Here is a 22696-nt window from a genome sequence, read left to right on the forward strand (position 1 = left end):
TTGGCTGTCAGTCCGCTTTCGCGAGCAAGCCCGCTCCCACAGGAGTTAGAGCCAGAATTTGGATTCTGCTCCAACCATTTCACTGCAATCAGCCTTCGAGCTTGCTTTTGAGCAGTTCGTTCACCTGTTGCGGGTTGGCTTTGCCCTTGGAGGCTTTCATCGCCTGGCCGACAAAGAAGCCGAACATCTTGCCGCGCTTGGCTTCGTCTGCCGCGCGGTATTGCTCGACCTGCTCGGCATTGGCCGCGAGCATTTCATCGAGTACGGCCGAGATGGCGCCGCTGTCGGTGACTTGCTTGAGGCCACGCTTTTCGATGATCTCGTCGGCATTGCCTTCACCGGCGGCCATCGCTTCGAACACGGTCTTGGCAATTTTGCCGGAGATGGTGTTGTCCTTGATGCGCAGCAGCATGCCACCCAGTTGCTCGGCGGTGACCGGCGCTTCGTCGATTTCCAGGCCCTGTTTGTTCAACAGGCTGCCCAGCTCGACCATCACCCAGTTAGCCGCCAGCTTGGCGTCGCCGGCAATGCTCACGACTTTTTCGAAGTAGTTGGCTTGTTCACGGCTGGAGGCCAGCACGCTGGCATCGTAGACGGAAAGGCCGAACTGCTCCTGGAAGCGCTCGCGTTTTTGCTGCGGCAGTTCGGGCAGGGTGGCGCGGATATCATTGAGGAATGAATCCTCCAGCACCACCGGCAACAGGTCCGGGTCGGGGAAGTAACGGTAGTCGTTGGCTTCCTCTTTACTGCGCATGGCGCGGGTTTCGTCTTTGTTCGGGTCGTACAGGCGCGTTTGCTGGATCACCTTGCCGCCGTCTTCGATCAGCTCGATCTGGCGACGCACTTCGCTGTTGATCGCCTTCTCGATGAAGCGGAACGAGTTGACGTTCTTGATCTCGCAGCGGGTGCCGAACTCGACCTGGCCCTTGGGGCGGATCGACACGTTGCAGTCGCAACGCAGCGAGCCTTCGGCCATGTTGCCGTCGCAGATGCCCAGGTAGCGCACCAGCGCGTGGATGGTCTTGACGTAGGCCACGGCTTCCTTGGCACTGCGCATGTCCGGCTCGGACACGATTTCCAGCAGCGGCGTGCCGGCACGGTTCAGGTCGATACCGGTGGCGCCCGGGAATTCTTCGTGCAGGCTTTTGCCGGCGTCTTCTTCCAAGTGCGCGCGGGTCACGCCGACGCGCTTGATGGTGCCGTCTTCCAGGGGAATGTCCAGGTGGCCCTTGCCGACAATCGGCAGTTCCATCTGGCTGATCTGGTAGCCCTTGGGCAGGTCCGGGTAGAAGTAGTTCTTGCGCGCAAACACGTTGTGCTGGCCGATCTCGGCGTCAATCGCCAGGCCGAACATCACCGCCATGCGCACCGCTTCCTGGTTCAGCACCGGCAGCACGCCGGGCATGCCCAGGTCTACCAGGCTGGCCTGGGTATTGGGCTCAGAGCCGAACGTGGTGGCGCTACCGGAGAAAATCTTCGATTGGGTGGCGAGCTGGGTATGAATCTCCAGCCCGATCACAACTTCCCATTGCATAGTGTTCTCCTCAGAAGCCGGTAGGGGTGCGGGTGTGCCAGTCGGTGTTCAACTGGTACTGGTGCGCCACATTGAGCAGGCGGCCTTCCTGGAAATACGGGGCGAGCAATTGCACGCCCACCGGCAGGCCATCGACGAAACCTGCGGGCATGGACAACCCCGGCAAGCCCGCGAGGTTGGCGGTGATGGTGTAGAGGTCTTCCAGGTACTCGGCGATCGGGTCGCCGGTCTTGGCGCCGATCTTCCAGGCCAGGTTCGGCGCGGTCGGGCCGAGGATCACATCGACTTCTTCAAAGGCGGCCATGAAGTCGTTCTTGATCAGCCGACGGATTTTTTGCGCCTTGAGGTAGTACGCGTCGTAGTAGCCGGCGGACAGGGCATAGGCGCCGACCATGATACGGCGCTGCACTTCACTGCCGAAGCCTTCGCCACGGGAGCGTTTGTACAGGTCGGTGAGGTCTTTCGGGTTCTCGCAGCGATAGCCGAAGCGCACGCCGTCGAAACGCGACAGGTTGGAAGACGCCTCTGCTGGCGCGATCACGTAGTAGGCGGGAATCGCGTGCTGGTTGTTCGGCAGGCTGATTTCCTTGATCACGGCACCGAGCTTTTCCAGCTCTTTGATGCTGTTTTGCACCAGCTCGGCGATACGCGGGTCGAGGCCGGCGCTGAAATATTCCTTCGGCACGCCGATGCGCAGGCCCTTGATCGAGGTATTCAGGCTGGCGCTGTAGTCCGGCACGGGCTCGTCGATGCTGGTGGAGTCCTGTTTATCAAAACCTGCCATGCCTTGTAACAATATTGCGCAGTCTTCAGCGGTACGTGCCAACGGACCGCCCTGATCCAGGCTGGACGCATAGGCGATCATGCCCCAGCGGGACACGCGACCGTAGGTCGGCTTCAGGCCGGTGAGGTTGGTGAAGGCGGCTGGCTGGCGGATCGAACCGCCGGTGTCGGTGGCGGTAGCGGCGGGCAGGAAGCGCGCGGCCACGGCCGCAGCCGAGCCACCGGAGGAACCACCCGGCACGTGTTCCAGGTTCCACGGGTTTTTCACCGCGCCGTAATAGCTCGATTCGTTGGCCGACCCCATGGCGAATTCGTCCATGTTGGTCTTGCCCAGGGTCACGGCCCCGGCAGCGGCCAGCTTGGCGACCACAGTGGCGTCGTAGGGCGCCTTGAAGTTGTCGAGCATCTTCGAGCCGCAGCTGGTGCGAATGCCCTGGGTGCAGAACAGGTCCTTGTGGGCGATCGGTGCGCCGAGCAGCGCGCCGTTCTCACCGTTGGCGCGACGGGCGTCGGCGGCCTTGGCCTGGCTCAGGGCCAGCTCCTCGGTGAGGCTGATGAAGCTGTTGACCTTCGGATCGAGCGCGGCGATACGCGCCAGCAATGTCTGGGTCAGCTCTTCGCTGGAAAACGATTTGTCGGCGAGACCGCGGGCGATCTCGGCCAGAGTCATGTGATGCATGAAAGGCTCTTTCCCTTTAGTCGATGACTTTCGGAACCAGGTACAGGCCGTTTTCGACCGCTGGCGCGATGGACTGGTAGGCCTCGCGATTATTGCGTTCGGTCACGACGTCTGCGCGCAGGCGCTGGCTGGCTTCCAGTGGGTGAGCCAGGGGCTCGATGCCGTCGGTATTCACGGCTTGCATTTGGTCGACCAGCCCGAGAATGCTGTTCAGGGCTGCGGTGGTCTGTGGAAGATCGGCATCATTAAGGCCAAGCGAGGCCAAATGTGCGATTTTTTCCACGTCGGAGCGTTCAAGCGCCATGGGATTCTCCAGTGGAAAACAGAACGGAGGGCGTCCGTGTGTTAGATTGTCGGAACACTACCGCATTTCTACGGTCATAAGGCCGCGATTGTGGGGGTTGGTGCACAGAAAGTCGGCCAATTTAGCACATTGGCGCCTTGCCCAAAATCCCTGTCGTTGTTAGAGTTTGCCGCACTTTTTTACCCACGCGTTGCCTAGGGTCCTTTCCCCATGTTCAAGAAACTGCGTGGCATGTTTTCCAGCGATCTCTCCATTGACCTGGGCACTGCCAACACCCTTATTTACGTGCGCGAGCGCGGTATCGTTCTGAATGAGCCATCGGTTGTGGCCATTCGGACCCATGGTAATCAGAAAAGTGTCGTTGCCGTTGGCACCGAGGCCAAGCGCATGCTCGGCCGTACACCAGGCAATATTGCTGCCATTCGTCCGATGAAGGATGGCGTGATCGCCGATTTCAGCGTCTGCGAAAAGATGCTGCAGTACTTCATCAACAAAGTTCACGAAAACAGTTTCCTGCAGCCCAGCCCTCGCGTGCTGATCTGTGTTCCGTGCAAGTCCACCCAGGTTGAGCGTCGTGCCATCCGTGAATCGGCCCTTGGCGCCGGTGCCCGTGAAGTCTTCCTGATCGAAGAGCCGATGGCCGCTGCGATCGGTGCCGGCCTGCCGGTTGAAGAAGCACGCGGTTCGATGGTGGTGGATATCGGTGGTGGTACGACCGAAATCGCCCTGATTTCCCTGAACGGTGTGGTGTATGCCGAATCCGTACGCGTGGGCGGCGACCGTTTCGACGAAGCGATCATCACGTATGTGCGTCGTAACTACGGCAGCCTGATCGGCGAATCCACCGCCGAGCGCATCAAGCAGGAAATCGGCACCGCTTACCCAGGCGGCGAAGTGCGCGAAGTCGATGTGCGCGGTCGCAACCTGGCCGAAGGCGTTCCACGTGCCTTCACCCTGAACTCCAATGAAGTGCTGGAGGCTCTGCAAGAGTCCCTCGCCACCATCGTTCAGGCCGTGAAAAGTGCACTGGAGCAATCGCCGCCGGAGCTGGCTTCCGATATCGCCGAGCGTGGCCTGGTACTGACCGGTGGTGGCGCCTTGCTGCGCGACCTCGACAAGTTGCTGGCCCAGGAAACCGGCCTGCCGGTGATCGTCGCCGAAGACCCGCTGACCTGTGTTGCCCGTGGCGGTGGTCGTGCGCTGGAAATGATGGATAAACACACCATGGACCTGCTCTCCAGCGAATAAGATTGCCTGGATGGTTCATGCTTGGTCGGCAGGCAGCACTTTGCAGTGCTGCCTGTTGGCGTTTATCTTCTTCAATCTGCATCCAGGCCGGTTTGATGCCGTATGAATAAAGAGAACATTTGCCTGGGAGGAGCGGCTTATTAAACCGCTTTTCGCCAAAGGCCCCTCATTGGGTGTGCGCTTATTGGTGCTGACCGTGCTTTCGGTCGCGCTGATGGTGGTCGATGCCCGCTTTGCACTGCTCAAGCCGGTGCGTAGCCAGATGTCGCTGGTGTTGATGCAGACCTACTGGATCACCGACCTGCCGCAACGTCTATTCCAGGGTGTGTCCAGCCAATTTGGCAGCCGCACCGAACTGGTCGCCGAGAACGAAAAACTCAAGACTGAAAACCTGCTGTTGCAGGGGCGCATGCAAAAGCTGGCGGCCCTCACCGAGCAGAACGTTCGGCTGCGCGAGTTGCTCAATTCTTCCGCGCTCGTCAACGAAAAGGTCGAAGTGGCCGAGCTGATCGGCATGGACCCCAACCCCTTTACCCACCGCATCATCATCAACAAGGGTGAGCGCGACGGTGTGGTGCTTGGCCAGCCGGTGCTCGACGCCCGTGGCCTGATGGGCCAGGTGGTGGAGTTGATGCCCTACACCTCGCGGGTGCTGTTGCTGACGGATACAACCCATAGCATTCCGGTACAGGTCAACCGTAACGGCCTGCGCGCCATTGCCAGCGGCACCGGCAACCCGGAACGCCTGGAGCTGCGCCATGTGGCCGACACCGCCGACATCAAGGAAGGCGACCTGTTGGTCAGCTCTGGCCTGGGCCAGCGCTTCCCGGCGGGTTATCCGGTGGCGACGGTCAAAGAGGTGATCCACGATTCCGGCCAGCCGTTCGCTATCGTTCGGGCGGTACCGACTGCCGCGCTGAACCGCAGCCGTTACCTGCTGTTGGTGTTCAGCGACAACCGTACCCCGGAAGAGCGCGCCAACGACGCCGCCCAGGCCCAGGAAGCGGAAGACCAGCAGAATGGCACCGCGCCCATCGTGCCGGCCACGGTGCCAAAACCGGCTTTTGTTGGTCCCCCTGCACCCGCGGCGACACCTGCACCAGCACCGGTGGCAACGCCCGCTCAACCGGCAGCGCACACGGCGCGCCCGGCTAAGCCGGCTGTAGCTAAACCGCCGACCGCGACCCCTGCCGCCGCTCCGACCACCACACGGCAGAGGGAGCAATAATGGCCGGTACTCATTCACGCAATGGCTGGATCGTCTGGCTGACCTTCGCCATCGGCTTGCTGCTCAGTGTTTCGCCGCTGCCGCAGTTCATGGAAATCCTGCGCCCGCTCTGGCTGGCCTTGTTGCTGGCGTTCTGGTCATTGAACCTGCCGCACAAGGTGGGCATGGTCACAGCGATGTGCCTGGGGTTGGCCGAAGATGTGCTGTATGGCACCTTGCTGGGCCAGAACGCGTTGATCCTCACCCTGATAACCTTCCTGGTGCTGTCGTTGCAGCAGCGCTTGCGCATGTTCCCGATGTGGCAGCAGTGCCTGGTGATCCTGGTGATCTTCGGCCTGGCGCAGTTGGTGCAACTGTGGCTCAGCGCGTTGACTGGCAACCGCCAGCCGACCCTGGCGCTGGTCTTGCCGGCGCTGGTCAGTGCCTTGTTATGGCCCTGGATCAGTTTTGGCCTGCGTGGGCTGCGTCGTCGCTATAAAATCAATTGAATGGATTGCGAGGCTCTGCCTGGTTATCGAACCCCACAGGGAGAGGCTGCAATGAATTCGCTTTATCTGGCCTCGGGCTCCCCGCGGCGACGTGAACTGCTGGCCCAGATCGGTGTGCCCTTCACCCTGGTCAGCGCCGCTATTGATGAAACGCCTCTTAACAACGAACCTGCCGTTGCCTATGTCGAGCGCCTTGCGCGGGGCAAGGCGACGGCGGGTTTTGTTGCGCTTGGCCACACCTCAAACACCTGCGTACTAGGGGCTGACACGGCGGTGATCGTGGATGGGCGGATCCTGGGCAAGCCGGTGGATCAGGCCGATGCGCTGGCCATGCTGATGGCACTTTCCGGCCGCGAGCATGAAGTGCTCACCGCCATTGCCCTGACCGACGGCCAGCAATGTGAAACCCGATGTGTCAGCAGCCGTGTACGTTTCCGCGAGGTTTCTGTGCAGGAGGCTACCACCTACTGGCACAGTGGCGAACCGCAGGACAAGGCTGGCGGCTATGCTATCCAAGGGCTGGGTTCGGTGTTTGTGGCCGGGCTTAATGGCAGTTATTCCGCCGTGGTGGGCCTGCCAGTCTGCGAAACCGCGCAACTGCTCGCCCAATTCGGCATACCCTGTTGGCAAAACCTTACCGTGTGCTGAACGCCGTATTCCAGCGCCAAGCCTTAAGCGACCGGTCACTATTGTGAAAACGCCTGAACGAGACCCAGCCATGAGTGAAGAGATTCTGATCAATATCACGCCGATGGAATCGCGCGTGGCGGTGGTAGAGAACGGTGTTCTGCAAGAAGTGCATGTCGAGCGCACCCAGAAACGCGGAATCGTCGGCAATATCTACAAAGGCAAGGTGGTGCGCGTATTGCCGGGCATGCAGGCGGCCTTCGTCGACATCGGCCTGGACCGTGCAGCGTTTATCCATGCCTCGGAAATTTCCCTGCGCGAAGGCCCTGCGGTGGAAAGCATCAGCGCCCTGGTGCACGAGGGCCAGAGCCTGGTGGTGCAAGTCACCAAGGACCCTATCGGTTCCAAAGGCGCCCGCTTGACCACCCAGCTGTCGATTCCCTCGCGCTATCTGGTGTACATGCCGCGCACCGCCCATGTGGGCATTTCCCTGAAGATCGAAGACGAAGCCGAGCGTGAGCGCCTGAAGAAGGTGGTCAGCGACTGCGTCGCCGCCGAGGGCATCAAGGAAGCGGGCGGGTTTATCCTGCGCACCGCCGCAGAAGGCGCTGGCGCGGATGAAATTCTCATGGATATTCGCTACCTGCGGCGTTTGTGGGACCAGATCGATGCACAGATCAAAACCATCGGCGCGCCCAGCGTCATCTATGAAGACCTCGGCCTGGCGCTGCGCACGCTGCGCGACCTGGTCAGCCCGAAGATCGAGAAAATTCGCATCGACTCGCGGGAAACCTTCCAGCGCACCACGCAATTTGTCGCCGAGTTGATGCCAGAAATCGCTGATCGCCTGGAACACTACCCTGGCGAGCGGCCGATCTTCGACCTGTATGGCGTCGAAGACGAAATCCAGAAAGCCCTGGAACGTAAGGTGCCACTCAAGTCCGGCGGCTACCTGGTGGTAGACCCGGCAGAAGCCATGACCACCATCGACGTCAATACCGGTGCATTCGTGGGCCATCGCAACCTTGAAGAGACCATCTTCAAGACCAATCTCGAAGCGGCCACGGCTATCGCCCGTCAACTGCGCCTGCGCAACCTGGGCGGCATCATCATCATCGACTTCATCGACATGGAAGATGAAGAGCACCAGCGCCAGGTGCTGCGCACGCTTGAGAAGCAACTGGAGCGCGATCACGCCAAGACCAACATCATCGGCATCACCGAGTTGGGCCTGGTGCAGATGACCCGCAAGCGCACGCGCGAAAGCCTCGAGCAGGTGCTGTGCGAGCCGTGCAGCAGCTGCCAGGGCCGCGGCAAACTGAAGACCCCGGAAACGGTTTGCTACGAGATTTTCCGCGAGATCCTGCGCGAGGCGCGCGCCTACCAGGCCGAAGGTTATAGAGTACTTGCCAATCAGAAGGTGGTGGATCGCCTGCTGGACGAAGAGTCCGGTAACGTCGCCGAACTGGAAAGTTTTATCGGTCGCACCATTCGCTTCCAGGTCGAAACCATGTATTCACAGGAACAATACGACGTGGTGTTGCTCTGATCCCCAGCTGTGCACTTTCTTCGAGACCGGCAGACCTTGATCTGCCGTCCGCTAACTGTTTTTTGAGGGTCGCCTGACATGGAGCGTCTGATACGCTTTTTTGCCGCTTTGACCCGTTGGGGCCTGGGCCTGTGCGCCTTGTTGCTGGTATTGGCAGCGGTGTACGTGAGCCTGGGGCGCGAACTCACCCCGCTGGTGGCCGAATACCGCGCCGAAGTCGAAGCCAAGGCTCAGGCTGCGCTGGAGACGCCGCTGCATATTGGTAGCCTTGAAGGCCGCTGGAGCGGGTTTGCCCCGGTATTGCTGGCCCATGACGTCATGGTCGGCGAGGGTGGCAGTGCCTTGCGCCTGGACCAGGTGGAAGTGGTGCCGGATATGTGGGCCAGCCTGTTGGCCCGCGAAGTGCGCATCGCTCATCTGCAAGTCAGTGGCCTGCAACTGAGCGTCAAGGAAGGCCAGGACGGCCGCTGGACGCTGCAAGGCTTGCCGGTGCAGGACGATCAGCCGTTGGACCCGCAACAGTTGCTGACGCGCATGCAGATGGTCAAGCGCGTGTCGGTGCTGGACAGCCAGGTGACCCTGCAACCCTTCGACCAGGCGCCGGTGACCGTGACCTATGTGGGCCTGAGCCTGCATACCGGCATGAGCCAGCAGCGCCTGGACGCTCGCCTGACATTGCCCGACGGCCAACCGTTGGCGGTCAGCCTGCGTAGCCGCATTCGCGCCAGCCAGTGGCAAGACGCTGAGGTCGATGCCTACCTGAGCCTGCCGCAAAGCGACTGGGCCAAATGGATTCCCGCCAGGCTGACCCAGCAATGGAAGCTGACGCAATTGAAGGCCGGCGGCGAGTTTTGGCTCAGTTGGGCCAAAGGCACGGTGCAAAGCGCGGCGGTACGCCTCAATTCGCCCCAAGTGAAGGGCAGCTACGCCGACCGTAAGCCGGTACACCTCGAAAACCTGGCTCTGACGGCTTACCTGCAGCGCAGTGACACTGGCCTCAAGGTACTGTTTGATTCCCTGGCGATGAACATCGGCGAAACCCGTTGGGAATCGCGCCTGCAATTGCAGCAAAGCCTGGCGACCGACAAGGAACAGGAAGTGTGGAAGTTGCAGGCCGATCGTCTCGACCTCACGCCCATCACACCGCTGCTCAACGCCTTGGCACCGCTGCCGGACGGTTTCGCCAAGGCCGTCGAACACCTCAAAGCCACCGGGCTGTTACGCAATGTGCTGGTGGACTTCCGGCCGCAAGACACCACCGACCGCAAACTCAGTTTTGCCGCCAACCTCGAGCGTGTCGGCTTCGATGCGTACTTCGGCGCGCCGGCCGCACGCAATGTGTCCGGCAGTATCAGTGGCGACCTGGGCCAGGGCGAATTGCGCATGGACAGCAAGGACTTTTCCTTGCATCTGTATCCGATCTTCGCCAAGCCATGGCAGTACATCCAGGCCAATGCGCGCCTGACCTGGAAGCTGGACAAGCAAGGCTTCACCCTGATCGCCCCGTATATCAAGGTACTGGGCGAGGAAGGCAAGGTGGCGGCGGATTTCCTGATTCGCCTGCATTTCGACCACAGCCAGGAAGACTACATGGACCTGCGGGTCGGCATGGTCGATGGTGATGGCCGTTTCACCCCCAAGTATCTACCGGCCGTGTTGAGCCCGGCGCTGGATGAATGGCTGCGCACGGCGATCCTCAAGGGCGCGGTGGACGAAGGCTTTTTCCAGTACCAGGGTTCGCTCAGCCACAATGCGCTGCCGGCGTCGCGCAATATCAGCCTGTTCTTCAAGGTGCATGATGCCGAACTGGCCTTCCAGCCGGGCTGGCCTCATGTGAACAAGGTCAATGGGGAAGTGTTCGTCGAGGAGAGCGGTGTACGCATTCTGGCGAGCAAGGGCCAATTGCTCGACACCCAGGTCAAGGATGTCTACGTCAATATCCCCCACGCCCCAGCGGGCGGGGACAGTCATCTGCTGCTCACGGGTGGGTTCTCCGGCGGTTTGGGCGACGGCCTGAAGATCCTTCAGGAAGCCCCGATCGGCACGGCATCTACGTTCGCTGGCTGGAAAGGCGAGGGCGACCTGCAAGGTAGCCTGGACTTGGACGTACCGCTGGCCAAAGGCACTGAGCCCAAGATCGTGGTGGACTTCAAGACCGACAAGGCGCGCCTGCAATTGGCGGAACCGCCGCTGGAACTGACCCAGCTCAAAGGTGATTTTCGCTTCGACAGCGCCAAGGGCCTGAGCGGGCAGAAGATCTCGGCCCAGGCGTTCGACCGTCCCATCACGGCGCAGATCTTTGCCGAAGGCAAGCCGGGCAATATCAGCACTCGCGTGACCGCCAATGGCCAGGTCACCGTCAAGCGCCTCACGGACTGGTTGAAAGTCAGCCAGCCGCTGCCGGTCTCCGGCGATATCCCGTACCAATTGCAAGTGATCCTCGACGGCGCAGACAGCCAGTTGATGGTCAATTCCAACCTCAAGGGTGTCGCGGTGGACCTGCCGGCGCCGTTTGGCATGCCGGCCAGCCAGGGCCGTGACAGCACCTTTCGCATGACTTTGCAGGGTGCTGAGCGCCGTTATTGGTTTGATTACGGCGAGCTGGCGAATTTCACTTTTGCCGCGCCGCCGGACAACTTCAATGATGGCCGCGGCGAACTGTTCCTTGGCGATGGTGATGCGGTGCTGCCGGGGGCCAAGGGCCTGCGCATTCGTGGCGTGCTGTCGGAGCTGGATATCGACCCCTGGAAGAAACTTGTGGATCGCTACGCGGGCAATGATCCCGGTGGCAATGCCAAGCAACTGCTCAGTGGCGCTGATTTCAAAGTAGGCAAACTGACCGGGTTTGGTACCCAGTTTGACCAGGTCAGCTTGCAGCTTGATCGCAAACCAGCGGCCTGGGGCCTGCAACTCGATAGCCAGCAAGCCAAGGGCACGGTGAACCTGCCGGACGCCAAGGGCGCGCCGATTGCGGTCAACCTCAAGTATGTGAAATTGCCTGCGCCAGACCCGACCGCGCAGGCGGACGAAAACGCGCCGGACCCGCTGGCCGATATCGACCCAAAAAGCATTCCGGCCCTGGATATTGCCGTCGACCAATTGTTCCAGGGTTCGGACCTGATCGGGGCCTGGTCGCTGAGGATCCGCCCGACCGCCAAGGGCCTGGCCTTCAATAACCTCGACCTTGGCCTCAAGGGCATGCTGCTCAAGGGCGCCGGGGGTTGGGAAGGTGCGCCAGGCGCCAGCAGCAGTTGGTACAAGGGCCGCCTCGATGGCCGCAACATTGCCGATGTGCTCAAAGGGTGGGGTTTTGCGCCTACGGTGACCAGCGAAGACTTCCACCTGGACGTGGATGGCCGCTGGCCGGGTTCGCCGGCCTGGGTCGGGCCCAAGCGGTTTTCCGGCAGCCTGGATGCCGCGTTCCGTAAAGGTCAGTTCGTCGAAGTGGAGGGCGGGGCCCAGGCATTGCGCGTGTTTGGCCTGCTTAACTTCAACTCCATTGGCCGGCGTTTGCGTTTGGACTTTTCCGACTTGTTCGGCAAGGGCTTGAGCTACGACCGGGTCAAAGGCTTGTTGGCCGCCAGTAATGGCGTGTTCGTGACCCGCGAACCCATCACCATGACCGGGCCTTCCACCAATCTTGAGCTTAACGGCACCCTGGATCTGGTTGCCGATCGCGTCGACGCCAAGTTGCTGGTCACGTTGCCCGTGACCAACAACCTGCCGATTGCAGCGCTGATTGTCGGCGCGCCGGCCATTGGTGGTGCATTGTTTTTGATCGACAAGCTGATCGGTGACCGGGTTTCGCGCTTTGCCAGTGTGCAATACAAGGTGCAGGGCCCCTGGAAGGATCCGAAAATCACCTTCGACAAGCCATTTGAAAAGCCAAACTGAGAGCCTGTGGAGTAGCATGGCCCCATGCCCTGTATGGAGTGTCGGCCCATGTCCTTTGCGGTAATTCAAATGGTCAGCCAGAGTGACGTGCTGGCCAACCTCGCCCAGGCGCGTCGCCTGCTGGAACAGGCGGCGGCCGGTGGCGCGAAACTCGCGGTGCTGCCGGAGAATTTCGCGGCCATGGGGCGCCGTGACGTGGCCGACATTGGTCGCGCCGAGGCGTTGGGCCAAGGCCCTGTGCTGCCCTGGTTGAAACAGGCCGCCCGCGACCTCACCTTATGGATAGTGGCCGGCACATTGCCGTTGCCGCCCAAGGACCAGCCCCACGCCAAACCCAATGCTTGCTCGCTGCTGATCAACGATCAGGGTGAAATCGTCGCTCGCTACGACAAACTCCATCTGTTTGATGTGGACGTAGCGGACGCTCGCGGTCGTTATCGCGAATCTGACGACTATGCTTTCGGTAGCCAGGTGGTGGTGGCGGATACGCCGGTGGGCCGTGTGGGGTTGACGGTGTGTTACGACCTGCGTTTCCCGGAGCTGTACAGCGAGTTGCGCGCGGCGGGGGCTGAACTGATTACCGCGCCTTCGGCTTTCACGGCGGTGACTGGGGCTGCGCACTGGGATGTGCTTATTCGTGCGCGGGCCATTGAAACCCAGTGCTACCTGCTGGCAGCCGCCCAGGGCGGTGTGCACCCAGGCCCACGGGAAACCTTTGGCCACGCGGCGATTGTCGACCCTTGGGGCCGAGTGCTGGCGCAACAGGATCAAGGCGAAGCGGTGTTACTGGCCGAACGCGATAGCAGTGAACAGGCGTCGATACGGGCGCGCATGCCGGTGACCAATCACCGGCGCTTTTTCTCGCAGGGCGCGCAGCGGCCTGCTTCAGAACGATGAATTTAAGGCCAAACCTATGAGCGAGTTGTTGTCCTCAGTCAGTGATCACCTCCTGGCACCCGGTGGCGTGACCATCGAAAGCCTGCAAACCGTGCTGGGCGATCTGGCCGGGCCGGGTATCGATGCGGCTGACCTGTATTTCCAGGGGCAGATTTCCGAGTCCTGGGCGCTGGAAGATGGGATCGTCAAGGAAGGCAGTTTCAACCTTGACCAGGGCGTAGGCGTTCGCGCGCAATCGGGTGAGAAGACCGGCTTTGCCTACAGCAATGCGATCACCCTGGAGGCCTTGGGCCTGGCGGCGCGTGCCGCCCGTTCGATTTCCCGTGCCGGCCAGAATGGCACGGTGCAGGCATTCAGTACCCAGGACGTGGCCCAGTTGTATGCGCCGGATAACCCCTTGGAAGTGATCAGTCGTGCGGAAAAGGTCGAGCTGCTCAAGCGTATCGACGCCGCTACCCGTGCCTTGGACCCGCGTATCCAGCAAGTGACTGTGAGCATGGCCGGCGTGTGGGAGCGCATCCTCGTGGCGTCCACCGACGGTGGGCTGGCGGCGGATGTACGGCCGCTGGTGCGTTTCAATGTGAGTGTGATCGTCGAACAGAACGGGCGCCGCGAGCGCGGTGGTCATGGCGGCGGCGGGCGCACCGACTACCGTTATTTCCTCGCTGACGACCGTGCCATGGGCTATGCCCGTGAGGCGCTGCGCCAGGCATTGGTCAACCTGGAAGCGATTCCGGCACCGGCCGGTACCTTGCCGGTGGTGCTGGGTTCGGGCTGGTCTGGGGTGTTGCTGCACGAAGCCGTGGGCCATGGGCTGGAAGGCGATTTCAACCGCAAGGGCAGTTCCGCTTACAGCGGGCGCATGGGCGAAATGGTTGCGTCCAAGCTGTGCACCATTGTCGATGACGGCACCCTGGCCGGCCGCCGTGGTTCGCTGAGTGTCGATGACGAAGGGACGCCGACCGAATGCACAACCCTGATCGAGAACGGCGTGCTCAAGGGCTACATGCAAGACAAGCTCAACGCCCGCCTGATGGGCGTGGCGCGCACCGGTAATGGTCGTCGTGAATCCTATGCGCATTTGCCAATGCCGCGCATGACCAACACCTACATGCTCGGTGGCCAAAGCGATCCGGCAGAAATCATTGCCTCGGTCAAACGCGGTATCTACTGCGCCAACCTCGGCGGCGGCCAGGTGGATATCACCAGCGGCAAGTTCGTGTTCTCCACCAGCGAGGCGTACCTGATCGAAGACGGCAAGATTACCGCGCCGGTCAAAGGGGCGACGCTGATTGGTAACGGGCCGGAAGCCATGAGCAAGGTGTCGATGGTCGGTAACGACCTGTCGCTGGACAGCGGCGTGGGCACGTGCGGCAAGGATGGGCAGTCGGTGCCGGTAGGTGTCGGCCAGCCAACCTTGAAAATTGATGCGATCACCGTGGGTGGCACGGGGTCGTAGGAACGCAAGCTTCGGGTGGCGAAGACCGCCACCCGGGGAAGAGGATCAGCGCAGGCCGCGTTGAGTCTCGTCCAGCTCACGGATGTACTTGAAGATTTTACGGCTGGTGGCTGGCGCCTTGTTATGCGCCAGCTCGTGCTGGGCCTGACGGATCAGGGAGCGCAATTGCTGGCGGTCCGCGTCCGGGTAGTCCAGTACGAATTTCTCCAGCACCGCGTCATCGCCCGAGATCAGGCGGTCACGCCAACGTTCCAGGTTGTGGAAGCGTTCGTTGTACTGGCGAGTGGAGGCATCGGTTTGATCGAGCAAAGTCAGAATGGCGTCAATGTCTTGGTCGCGCATCAGTTTGCCGATAAACGAGATATGCCGTTTACGCGCGATATTCGCGGTGTGCTTGGGCGCATCGGCCAGGGCCCGACGCATTTCGTCGGTCAGTGGCAGTTTGGCAACCAAATCCTTTTTGAGCGTTGTAAGGCGCTCGCCAAGGTCAACCAGAGCATGCAGCTCACGTTTGACCTGGGTTTTGCTTTTCTCCCCATCGAGGGAGTCGTCGTAAGAATCAACCATGGTGGCAGTCCGCAAAGAAACGCCGCCATGATAACCAGTCGGGGGCCGCTTGTCCGGCCCGGTCGCTCGATGGCCTTAACCGAAAGCAGAATTTGAGTGGAGAAAACCATGAGTGCAGCCCAAAGCGTCGGTCCACAAGCGTTACCGGCACTGCAGGAACAAGTCGAGCAGATCCTTGCCGAGGCCAAGCGCCAGGGGGCCAGCGCCTGTGAAGTGGCGGTGTCGCTGGAGCAAGGGTTGTCGACTTCGGTGCGCCAGCGAGAAGTGGAAACGGTTGAATTCAATCGTGACCAAGGGTTTGGTATTACCTTGTATGCCGGCCAGCGCAAAGGCTCGGCCAGCACTTCCGCCAGTGGCCCTGAGGCGATTCGCGAGACCGTCGCCGCGGCACTGGCGATTGCCAAGCACACCTCCGAGGATGAAAGCTCGGGCCTGGCCGACAAAGCGCTGATGGCCAAGGATGTGCAGGATTTCGACCTGTTCCATGCCTGGGATATCACCCCTGAGCAAGCCATCGAGCTGGCATTGACCTGCGAAGCGGCAGCCTTCGATGCCGATGCCCGCATCAAGAATGCGGACGGCACCACCTTGAGCACCCATCAGGGCTGCCGCGTCTACGGCAACAGCCATGGCTTTATCGGTGGCTATGCGTCCACGCGTCACAGCCTCAGTTGCGTGATGATCGCCGAAGCCAATGGCCAGATGCAGCGTGATTACTGGTACGACGTAAACCGCCAAGGCGAGTTACTGGCAGACCCTGCAAGCATTGGCCTGCGTGCGGCGCAACGGGCTGCAAGCCGCCTGGGCGCGCGCCCGGTGCCGACCTGCGAAGTGCCTGTGCTGTTTTCCGCAGAGTTGGCCGGTGGTTTATTCGGCAGCTTCCTGGGGGCGATTTCCGGGGGCAACCTGTATCGCAAGTCTTCGTTCCTGGAAGGCGCCATCGGCCAGAAGCTGTTCCCTGAGTGGCTGACCATCGACGAGCGCCCGCACCTGATGCGCGCGATGGGCAGTTCGTCGTTCGACGGCGATGGCCTGGCAACCTATGCCAAGCCGTTTGTCGAGAAGGGTGAGTTGGTGTCCTATGTGCTGGGCACTTATGCCGGTCGCAAGCTGGGCCTGCCAAGCACCGCCAACGCGGGCGGCGTGCATAACCTGTTCGTGACCCATGGCGATGAAGACCAGGCCGCGTTGTTGCGGCGGATGGGGCGCGGGTTGCTGGTGACGGAATTGATGGGCCATGGCCTCAACATGGTCACCGGTGACTACTCGCGCGGTGCGGCGGGCTTCTGGGTGGAGAACGGCGAGATTCAGTTCGCCGTCCAGGAAGTGACCATCGCCGGCAATATGCGCGATATGTTCAAGCAAATCGTTGCCGTGGGTAACGACCTGGAACTGCGCAGCAATATCCGCACGGGTTCGGTGCTGATCGAACGCATGACGGTCGCTGGCAGCTAATCCCTCCAGCACGTCCCCAAAAGGCGCGCCATCGCAAAGATGGCGCGCCTTTTTTATTGCAGCTCTTTTGTGGGATCAATGGGCTACTCTTGTTTTGATTCTCAATATCATTTAATAATAAATATCATTACCGAATGAGTGTGGCTCATGAGTTCTGTCCTGCATGAGGATCCCTATCTGGAAAGCTGGCGTTGGATGAGCCGCCAGATTCGCTGTGGCCTGGATCCCAATGAACCCCGCCTGATCGAGCATTACCTCAACGAAGGTCGGTACCTGGCGTGTTGCACCGCAACCCATCCGTGGACGATCGCCGAAACCTCATTTCGCTTGTTGATCGACACTGCCAGCGATATCGCCTTGCCCTGGCATTGGCGCTCCCTGTGCCTGGACCAGGCCTGGCGGCCACTGCGCGACCTGGAAAAACTCTCCCACTGTGCCTGCCGCCTCAAGCGCTGGCAGACCTTTGCCTGGCAATTGGCGAGCTGCGAATTACTGCCTTCGATTTCCGTTTCTGACTTGGTGCAAGGATCTAATGATGAGTGACACCCGTATCGAACGCGACAGCATGGGCGAACTGCGTGTGCCGCAAGACGCTTTGTATGGCGCGCAAACCCAGCGTGCCGTGAATAATTTTCCGATCAGTCATCAACCCATGCCGGCGCAGTTCATCCGCGCCCTGATCCTGGCCAAGACCGCCGCCGCGAGGGTCAACGTCGACCTCAAGCAAATCAGCGAAGGGCAGGGCAAGGCCATTGTCGATGCCGCCCAAGGCTTGCTGGAAGGCGACTACATGCAGCATTTTCCGGTGGATATTTTCCAGACCGGCTCTGGCACCAGCTCCAATATGAACGCCAACGAAGTGATCGCGACCCTTGCCAGCCGTTTGCTCGGCGAGACGGTCAACCCAAATGACCACGTCAATTGCGGCCAGAGCAGCAACGACATCATCCCCACCACCATCCACGTCAGTGCCGCGTTGGTGCTGCACGAGCAAACACTGCCGGCCCTGTTGCATCTGGTGCAAGTCATCGAGCAAAAAGCCGAGGAGGTTCATCCGTTCATCAAGACCGGCCGCACGCATTTGATGGACGCCATGCCGGTGCGCATGAGCCAGGTGCTCAACGGCTGGGCGCAGCAGCTCAAGGCCAATATCGGCCACGTGCAGGACTTGCTACCGGCGCTGCAAGCACTGGCCCAGGGCGGCACGGCGGTCGGTACCGGGATCAACGCGCACCCCGAGTTTGCCGGGCGCTTCAGCCAGCAGCTGAGCCTTTTGACCGGCGTGAAGTTCACCCCCGGCAAGAACCTGTTTGCGCTGATTGGCTCCCAGGACACCGCCGTTGCAGTCTCTGGCCAGTTGAAAGCCACGGCGGTGTCACTGATGAAGATCGCCAATGACCTGCGCTGGATGAACTCCGGCCCATTGGCCGGCCTCGGTGAAATCGAACTGGAGGCGCTGCAGCCGGGCTCGTCGATCATGCCGGGCAAGGTCAACCCGGTAATACCAGAAGCCACGGCCATGGTGGCCGCCCAGGTTATTGGCAACGACACAGTGATCACCGTGGCCGGCCAATCGGGCAACTTCGAGCTGAATGTGATGCTGCCGATCATTGCCCAGAACCTGCTCAGCAGCCTGGAGTTGCTGGCCAACTCCAGCCGGTTGCTGGCGGACAAGGCCATTGCCAGCTTCAAGGTCAACGAACCCAAGCTCAAGGAAGCGCTGTCGCGCAATCCCATCCTGGTCACCGCACTTAACCCGATCATCGGCTACCAGAAAGCCGCTGAAATCGCCAAGAAGGCGTATCAGCAAGGCCGCCCGGTGATCGATGTCGCCCTCGAACACACCGACCTGCCTCGCAGCCAACTGGAAGTCCTGCTGGACCCGGAAAAGCTCACGGCTGGCGGCGTGTAATCAACGACCCTGCTTTGGAGGCTCACCATGGAGCACTGGAAACGCACGATCGAACGGGCCAATCGCTGCTTTATGGCGGGTGAGCTGGTTGACGCTCGCGAGGCCTATCTGCAAGCCCTGGCCCTGGCCCAAGTGTTGTTCGAACGCTGGGCGGATGCTGACGAAGCAGTGGCGGCTTGCGTCATTTCCCATCACAACCTGGCGGACCTGCACTTGCGCCTGAACCAGCCTGAGGAAAGCGCGGAATACCTCTGCGCTATCCACCAGCGCCTGCTGCAGACCATGCAGGACCCGCGCCTCAGTCCGTCATTGCGCGAGGCCGCGTTGCGCCAGAGCAGCAAGACCTACGTCGAGCTGCTGAATTTCATCAGCGATCACGGCGAATACCCACGCACTCATCGGCTGCTGGGCAGTGCTGCGACGCCAACGTCTACGTCCCACTATGGAGCACATTGATATGACTTATACCTTGCCGGCCTTGCCTTACGCCTACGACGCCCTCGAGCCGCATATCGACGCGCAAACCATGGAAATTCACTACACCAAGCACCACCAGACCTACATCAATAACCTCAATGCCGCGGTCGAGGGCACTGAGTTCGCCGGCTGGCCGGTGGAGAAGCTGGTGTCCAGCGTCCAAACATTGCCGGAGAAATTACGCGCCGCCGTGGTCAACCAAGGAGGCGGGCATGCAAACCACTCGTTGTTCTGGGCGGTCATGTCACCGACAGGGGGCGGCAAACCCGAGGGTACGCTGGGCAAGGCCATCGATGAACAACTTGGCGGCTTCGACAGCTTCAAGGAATCCTTTACCAAGGCGGCGTTGACGCGTTTCGGCAGCGGTTGGGCCTGGTTGAGCGTTACGCCACAAAAAACGCTGGTGGTGGAAAGCAGCGGCAACCAGGACAGCCCGCTGATGAGCGGCAATACACCCATCCTTGGTCTGGACGTCTGGGAACACGCTTACTACCTGCAATATCAAAACCGACGACCCGAGTACATCAATGCATTTTATAGCGTCATCAACTGGCCGGAAGTTGCCGCGCGCTATCAGGCGGCCTTGGCCTGACACTCACTCCATAACAAGATCTAAGGCCGACTATGGGCACTCAAACACTGGCGATCGGTAGCGTGCGGATGTTTCGTTATGCGTTTGGCACGCTGCTGCTATTGGCAGGTACTGCGTTATTGGTGGCCCATGGGCTGGCCTGGTTGAACCTGGAACCGCGCATCTTGCGTGCTTTGCAGGGCGGGGCGATCTGCGCGCTCGGCACCGCGCTGGGGGCGGTGCCGGTGTTGGTGATTCGGCGCATGCCGATGGCGCTGAGCGATACCCTGCTGGGCTTTGGGGCTGGTGTGATGCTGGCGGCGACCGCGTTTTCCCTGGTCGTGCCGGGTATCGCTGCTGCTGAAAGCCTGGGGCTGTCGCCCTGGGGCGCCGGTGGCCTGATCAGCTTCGGCATCATGCTCGGAGCGTTCGGCCTTTACCTGGTGGACCGCAAGGTCTCTGGCGCCAGCCCGGAAATGCTGGTGGGTACACCGGATAAACCGGTTATCCCGCCGCGTATTTGGTTATTCGTGTTTGCCATCATTGCGCACAACATCCCGGAAGGCATGGCCGTGGGTGTCTCTGCGGGCGGAGGCATGGCGGATGCCGACAGCCTCGCCATGGGCATTGCATTGCAGGATGTCCCCGAAGGGCTGGTGATTGCGCTGGTATTGGCTGGAGCGGGAATGTCGAGGGCCAAGGCCTTCCTGATTGGCGCTGCATCAGGCTTGGTTGAACCGGTATTTGCGGTGCTCTGCGCATGGCTGGTGAGCCTTGCCGAAGTGTTGTTGCCGTTGGGTCTGGCGCTGGCCGCTGGGGCCATGTTGCTGGTGGTGACTCATGAAGTCATCCCCGAGTCGCGCCGCAATGGTCATGAAAAGCTCGCCAGCCTTGGGCTGTGCCTCGGGTTTTGCCTGATGATGGTGATGGATACGGCGTTGGGCTGAGGATGGCTTTATCTATGTAGGAGCGAGCTTGCTCGCGAAAAACCTGAGAGCACTGCGTTAAACCAGGATGCCCGCGTATCGTTGACGTTTTTCGCGAGCAAGCTCGCTCCTACAGTAGGGGTTATTCGCCTTCGTCGAAGTAGTTGTTAATCAACTCGACCAGTGCGGCCATTGCTTCGTCTTCTTGCTCGCCTTCGGTGCTCAGGTGGATCTTGGTGCCTTTGCCGGCCGCCAACATCATCATCGCCATGATGCTTTTGCCATCGACCATGGACTCTGGCGTGCGCCCTGCACGGATCTGGCAGGGGAACTGCCCAGCTACGCCGACGAACTTAGCCGACGCCCGGGCGTGCAGGCCCAGCTTGTTGATGATTTCAATTTCCCGAGCCGGCATCGCAGTGGTGTTCCTTTCAGCTTAGGTCGCGGTGGCGAACCTGGACGTTCTTGAGGGTTTGTTGCAGCACCTGGCCCAGTCGTTCAGTCAAATAGACCGAGCGGTGGTGGCCACCGGTGCAGCCAATGGCAATGGTGACATAGGCCCGATTGCTGGCGGCAAAGCGCGGCAACCATTTGAGCAGGTAGCTGGAGATGTCCTGGAACATCTCTTCTACGTCCGGTTGCGCGGCCAGGTAGTCGACCACAGGCTGGTCCAACCCCGACTGATCGCGCAGTTCCGGCTTCCAGTAAGGGTTGGGCAGGCAGCGCACGTCGAACACCAGGTCGGCGTCTACCGGCATGCCGCGCTTGAAGCCAAAAGACTCGACCAGGAACGCCGTCCCCGGCTCAGGCTGGTTCAGCAGGCGCAGCTTGATCGCATCGCGCAACTGATACAGGTTCAGGTTGGTGGTGTTGATCTTCAGGTCGGCCAGGTCAATGATCGGCCCCAGCAGTTTGGTCTCGTCCTCGATGGCTTCGGCCAGAGAGCGGTTGGCACTGCTGAGGGGGTGACGTCGACGGGTTTCGGAGAACCGCTTGAGCAGGGTTTCTTCGTCTGCATCCAGGTACAGCACGTCGCAATGAATGTGCTTGGCGCGCACTTCTTCCAGCAGTTCCGGGAACCGCGAAAGGTGGCTGGGCAGGTTGCGCGCATCAATCGAGACAGCCACCAGTGGCTGTGCCAATTCGGTATGGATCAATGCACGTTCCGCCAGCTCTGGCAGCAGGCCGGCCGGCAGGTTGTCGATGCAATAGAAGCCGTTGTCCTCAAGCACATTGAGGGCGGTGCTCTTACCGGAGCCGGAGCGACCGCTGACGATGATCAAACGCATGATTACTGCCCGTTTTGTTCATCCAGGACAACTTGGTACAACGCTTCATTGCTGGAGGCGCTGCGCAGTTTGTCGCGTACATCCTTGCGGTCCAGCATGCTGGCGATCTGCCGGAGCAGTTCCAGGTGCGCATCGGTGGCGGCTTGCGGGACCAGCAGAACGAACAGCAGGTCAACCGGGGCACCGTCGATGGCGTCGAAGTCGATGGGTTTTTCCAGGTGCAGCAGCGCGCTGACCGGGGTATCGCAGCCTTCGAGGCGGCAGTGAGGAATGGCGATGCCGTTGCCAAAACCGGTCGAGCCGAGTTTTTCACGAGCAATCAGAGCTTCGAAAACATCTTGCATCTCCAGCTCAGGCACTTGGCTGCTGATCAGGTTGGCAATTTGTTCAAGGGCGCGCTTTTTACTGCCGCCCGGCACGTTCACGAGGGAACGGCCGGGGGTCAGGATGGTTTCAAGTCGGATCATGGGGGGAGAGTTAACGACCTGTACCTTGCATCAGGTGCAGATTCTTTTCCTTATGCTTTATGAGTTGGCGGTCGAGCTTGTCGTAGAGCGAGTCGATTGCCGCGTACATGTCTTCATGTTCCGCATTGGCGACGAGCTTGGCATTCGGTACGTGCAGGGTGGCCTCGATTTTCTGCTTGAGCTTATCGACCTCCATGATGACCTGCACGTTGGTGATCTTGTCAAAATGCCCCGCAAGCTTGTTCAGTTTGCTCTCGGTGTATTCACGCAGGGGCTTGGTGACTTCCAGCTGGTGTCCACTGATGTTGACTTGCATACAGCTTCTCCTTCGTTGCCAGTGCA

At 60.7% G+C, this 22696-nt stretch carries 22 protein-coding genes; 14 read left to right on the forward strand and 8 right to left on the reverse strand.

The window, feature by feature from the left end:
* Positions 1–88: 88 nt before the first annotated feature.
* Genes gatB through gatC form a run of 3 tightly spaced genes read right to left on the reverse strand, consistent with a single transcriptional unit; the run spans position 89 to position 3300 of the window.
* The gene (gatB, locus tag ACWHXD_RS04910; protein ID WP_005784800.1) at positions 89–1534 is read right to left on the reverse strand and encodes an Asp-tRNA(Asn)/Glu-tRNA(Gln) amidotransferase subunit GatB; all 1446 of its coding nucleotides are present in this window, start codon (positions 1532–1534) and stop codon (positions 89–91) included.
* Between the two features lie 10 nt (positions 1535–1544).
* A complete protein-coding gene (gatA, locus tag ACWHXD_RS04915; protein WP_014716920.1) occupies positions 1545–2996 on the reverse strand; it encodes an Asp-tRNA(Asn)/Glu-tRNA(Gln) amidotransferase subunit GatA in 1452 nt (483 codons plus the stop codon).
* 16 nt (positions 2997–3012) lie between these two features.
* Entirely contained in the window at positions 3013–3300 is a 288-nt protein-coding gene (gatC, locus tag ACWHXD_RS04920; protein ID WP_003188556.1) for an Asp-tRNA(Asn)/Glu-tRNA(Gln) amidotransferase subunit GatC, read from the reverse strand.
* Positions 3301–3510: 210 nt separating this feature from the next.
* On the opposite strand from gatC, the gene mreB reads away from it, so the two are divergent.
* The 8 genes from mreB (at position 3511) to tldD (ending at position 14690) form a co-directional block, all read left to right on the forward strand.
* Positions 3511–4548, forward strand: a complete 1038-nt coding sequence (gene mreB / locus ACWHXD_RS04925) for a rod shape-determining protein MreB (protein ID WP_002555108.1) — start codon at positions 3511–3513, stop codon at positions 4546–4548.
* Positions 4549–4687: 139 nt separating this feature from the next.
* Positions 4688–5776 carry a rod shape-determining protein MreC gene (mreC, locus tag ACWHXD_RS04930; RefSeq protein WP_084570971.1) on the forward strand — a complete coding sequence of 363 codons (1089 nt, stop codon included), beginning with the start codon at positions 4688–4690 and terminating at the stop codon, positions 5774–5776.
* Complete coding sequence (mreD, locus tag ACWHXD_RS04935; protein WP_003188558.1) at positions 5776–6264, forward strand: rod shape-determining protein MreD; 489 nt, start codon at positions 5776–5778, stop codon at positions 6262–6264. Before mreC ends, mreD begins: the two co-directional genes overlap by 1 nt.
* Before the next feature lie 51 nt (positions 6265–6315).
* Positions 6316–6912 (forward strand): Maf family protein, encoded by a 597-nt coding sequence (locus ACWHXD_RS04940; protein WP_032893566.1) that lies wholly within the window; start codon positions 6316–6318, stop codon positions 6910–6912.
* Between the two features lie 70 nt (positions 6913–6982).
* Complete coding sequence (rng, locus tag ACWHXD_RS04945) at positions 6983–8440, forward strand: ribonuclease G (RefSeq protein WP_003188562.1); 1458 nt, start codon at positions 6983–6985, stop codon at positions 8438–8440.
* A gap of 78 nt (positions 8441–8518) precedes the next feature.
* Entirely contained in the window at positions 8519–12334 is a 3816-nt protein-coding gene (locus ACWHXD_RS04950; RefSeq protein WP_138761297.1) for a YhdP family protein, read from the forward strand.
* Between the two features lie 48 nt (positions 12335–12382).
* Positions 12383–13231, forward strand: a complete 849-nt coding sequence (locus ACWHXD_RS04955) for a carbon-nitrogen hydrolase family protein (RefSeq protein ID WP_032893563.1) — start codon at positions 12383–12385, stop codon at positions 13229–13231.
* 16 nt (positions 13232–13247) lie between these two features.
* Positions 13248–14690 (forward strand): metalloprotease TldD, encoded by a 1443-nt coding sequence (tldD, locus tag ACWHXD_RS04960; protein ID WP_003188566.1) that lies wholly within the window; start codon positions 13248–13250, stop codon positions 14688–14690.
* Positions 14691–14735: 45 nt separating this feature from the next.
* On the opposite strand, the gene yjgA is transcribed toward tldD, so the two are convergent.
* Entirely contained in the window at positions 14736–15257 is a 522-nt protein-coding gene (yjgA, locus tag ACWHXD_RS04965) for a ribosome biogenesis factor YjgA (protein WP_003188568.1), read from the reverse strand.
* A 108-nt stretch (positions 15258–15365) separates the two neighbouring features.
* On the opposite strand from yjgA, the gene pmbA reads away from it, so the two are divergent.
* The 6 genes from pmbA (at position 15366) to ACWHXD_RS04995 (ending at position 20619) form a co-directional block, all read left to right on the forward strand.
* Positions 15366–16712, forward strand: a complete 1347-nt coding sequence (pmbA, locus tag ACWHXD_RS04970) for a metalloprotease PmbA (protein WP_032893561.1) — start codon at positions 15366–15368, stop codon at positions 16710–16712.
* A 147-nt stretch (positions 16713–16859) separates the two neighbouring features.
* Entirely contained in the window at positions 16860–17255 is a 396-nt protein-coding gene (locus tag ACWHXD_RS04975; RefSeq protein ID WP_032893559.1) for a hypothetical protein, read from the forward strand.
* Positions 17248–18624 (forward strand): class II fumarate hydratase, encoded by a 1377-nt coding sequence (locus tag ACWHXD_RS04980; protein WP_138761298.1) that lies wholly within the window; start codon positions 17248–17250, stop codon positions 18622–18624. The genes ACWHXD_RS04975 and ACWHXD_RS04980 overlap by 8 nt, the downstream gene beginning before the upstream one ends.
* 27 nt (positions 18625–18651) lie before the next feature.
* Positions 18652–19080: a DUF2753 family protein gene (locus tag ACWHXD_RS04985; RefSeq protein WP_003188573.1), complete on the forward strand. Its 429-nt coding sequence runs from the start codon at positions 18652–18654 to the stop codon at positions 19078–19080.
* 1 nt (position 19081) lies between these two features.
* Positions 19082–19693: a superoxide dismutase gene (locus ACWHXD_RS04990; protein WP_138761299.1), complete on the forward strand. Its 612-nt coding sequence runs from the start codon at positions 19082–19084 to the stop codon at positions 19691–19693.
* A gap of 32 nt (positions 19694–19725) precedes the next feature.
* The gene (locus ACWHXD_RS04995) at positions 19726–20619 is read left to right on the forward strand and encodes a ZIP family metal transporter (RefSeq protein ID WP_098949562.1); all 894 of its coding nucleotides are present in this window, start codon (positions 19726–19728) and stop codon (positions 20617–20619) included.
* A gap of 121 nt (positions 20620–20740) precedes the next feature.
* On the opposite strand, the gene ACWHXD_RS05000 is transcribed toward ACWHXD_RS04995, so the two are convergent.
* The 4 genes from ACWHXD_RS05000 to hpf are packed head-to-tail and all read right to left on the reverse strand — an operon-like array spanning position 20741 to position 22670.
* Positions 20741–21013 carry an HPr family phosphocarrier protein gene (locus ACWHXD_RS05000; RefSeq protein ID WP_032893555.1) on the reverse strand — a complete coding sequence of 91 codons (273 nt, stop codon included), beginning with the start codon at positions 21011–21013 and terminating at the stop codon, positions 20741–20743.
* A 16-nt stretch (positions 21014–21029) separates the two neighbouring features.
* The gene (gene rapZ / locus ACWHXD_RS05005; protein WP_003188578.1) at positions 21030–21887 is read right to left on the reverse strand and encodes an RNase adapter RapZ; all 858 of its coding nucleotides are present in this window, start codon (positions 21885–21887) and stop codon (positions 21030–21032) included.
* Between the two features lie 2 nt (positions 21888–21889).
* Positions 21890–22354: a PTS IIA-like nitrogen regulatory protein PtsN gene (ptsN, locus tag ACWHXD_RS05010; RefSeq protein ID WP_003188579.1), complete on the reverse strand. Its 465-nt coding sequence runs from the start codon at positions 22352–22354 to the stop codon at positions 21890–21892.
* Positions 22355–22364: 10 nt separating this feature from the next.
* Entirely contained in the window at positions 22365–22670 is a 306-nt protein-coding gene (gene hpf, locus ACWHXD_RS05015; RefSeq protein ID WP_003171804.1) for a ribosome hibernation-promoting factor, HPF/YfiA family, read from the reverse strand.
* Positions 22671–22696 lie beyond the last annotated feature (26 nt).

This window comes from Pseudomonas fjordensis (genome assembly GCF_976987115.1).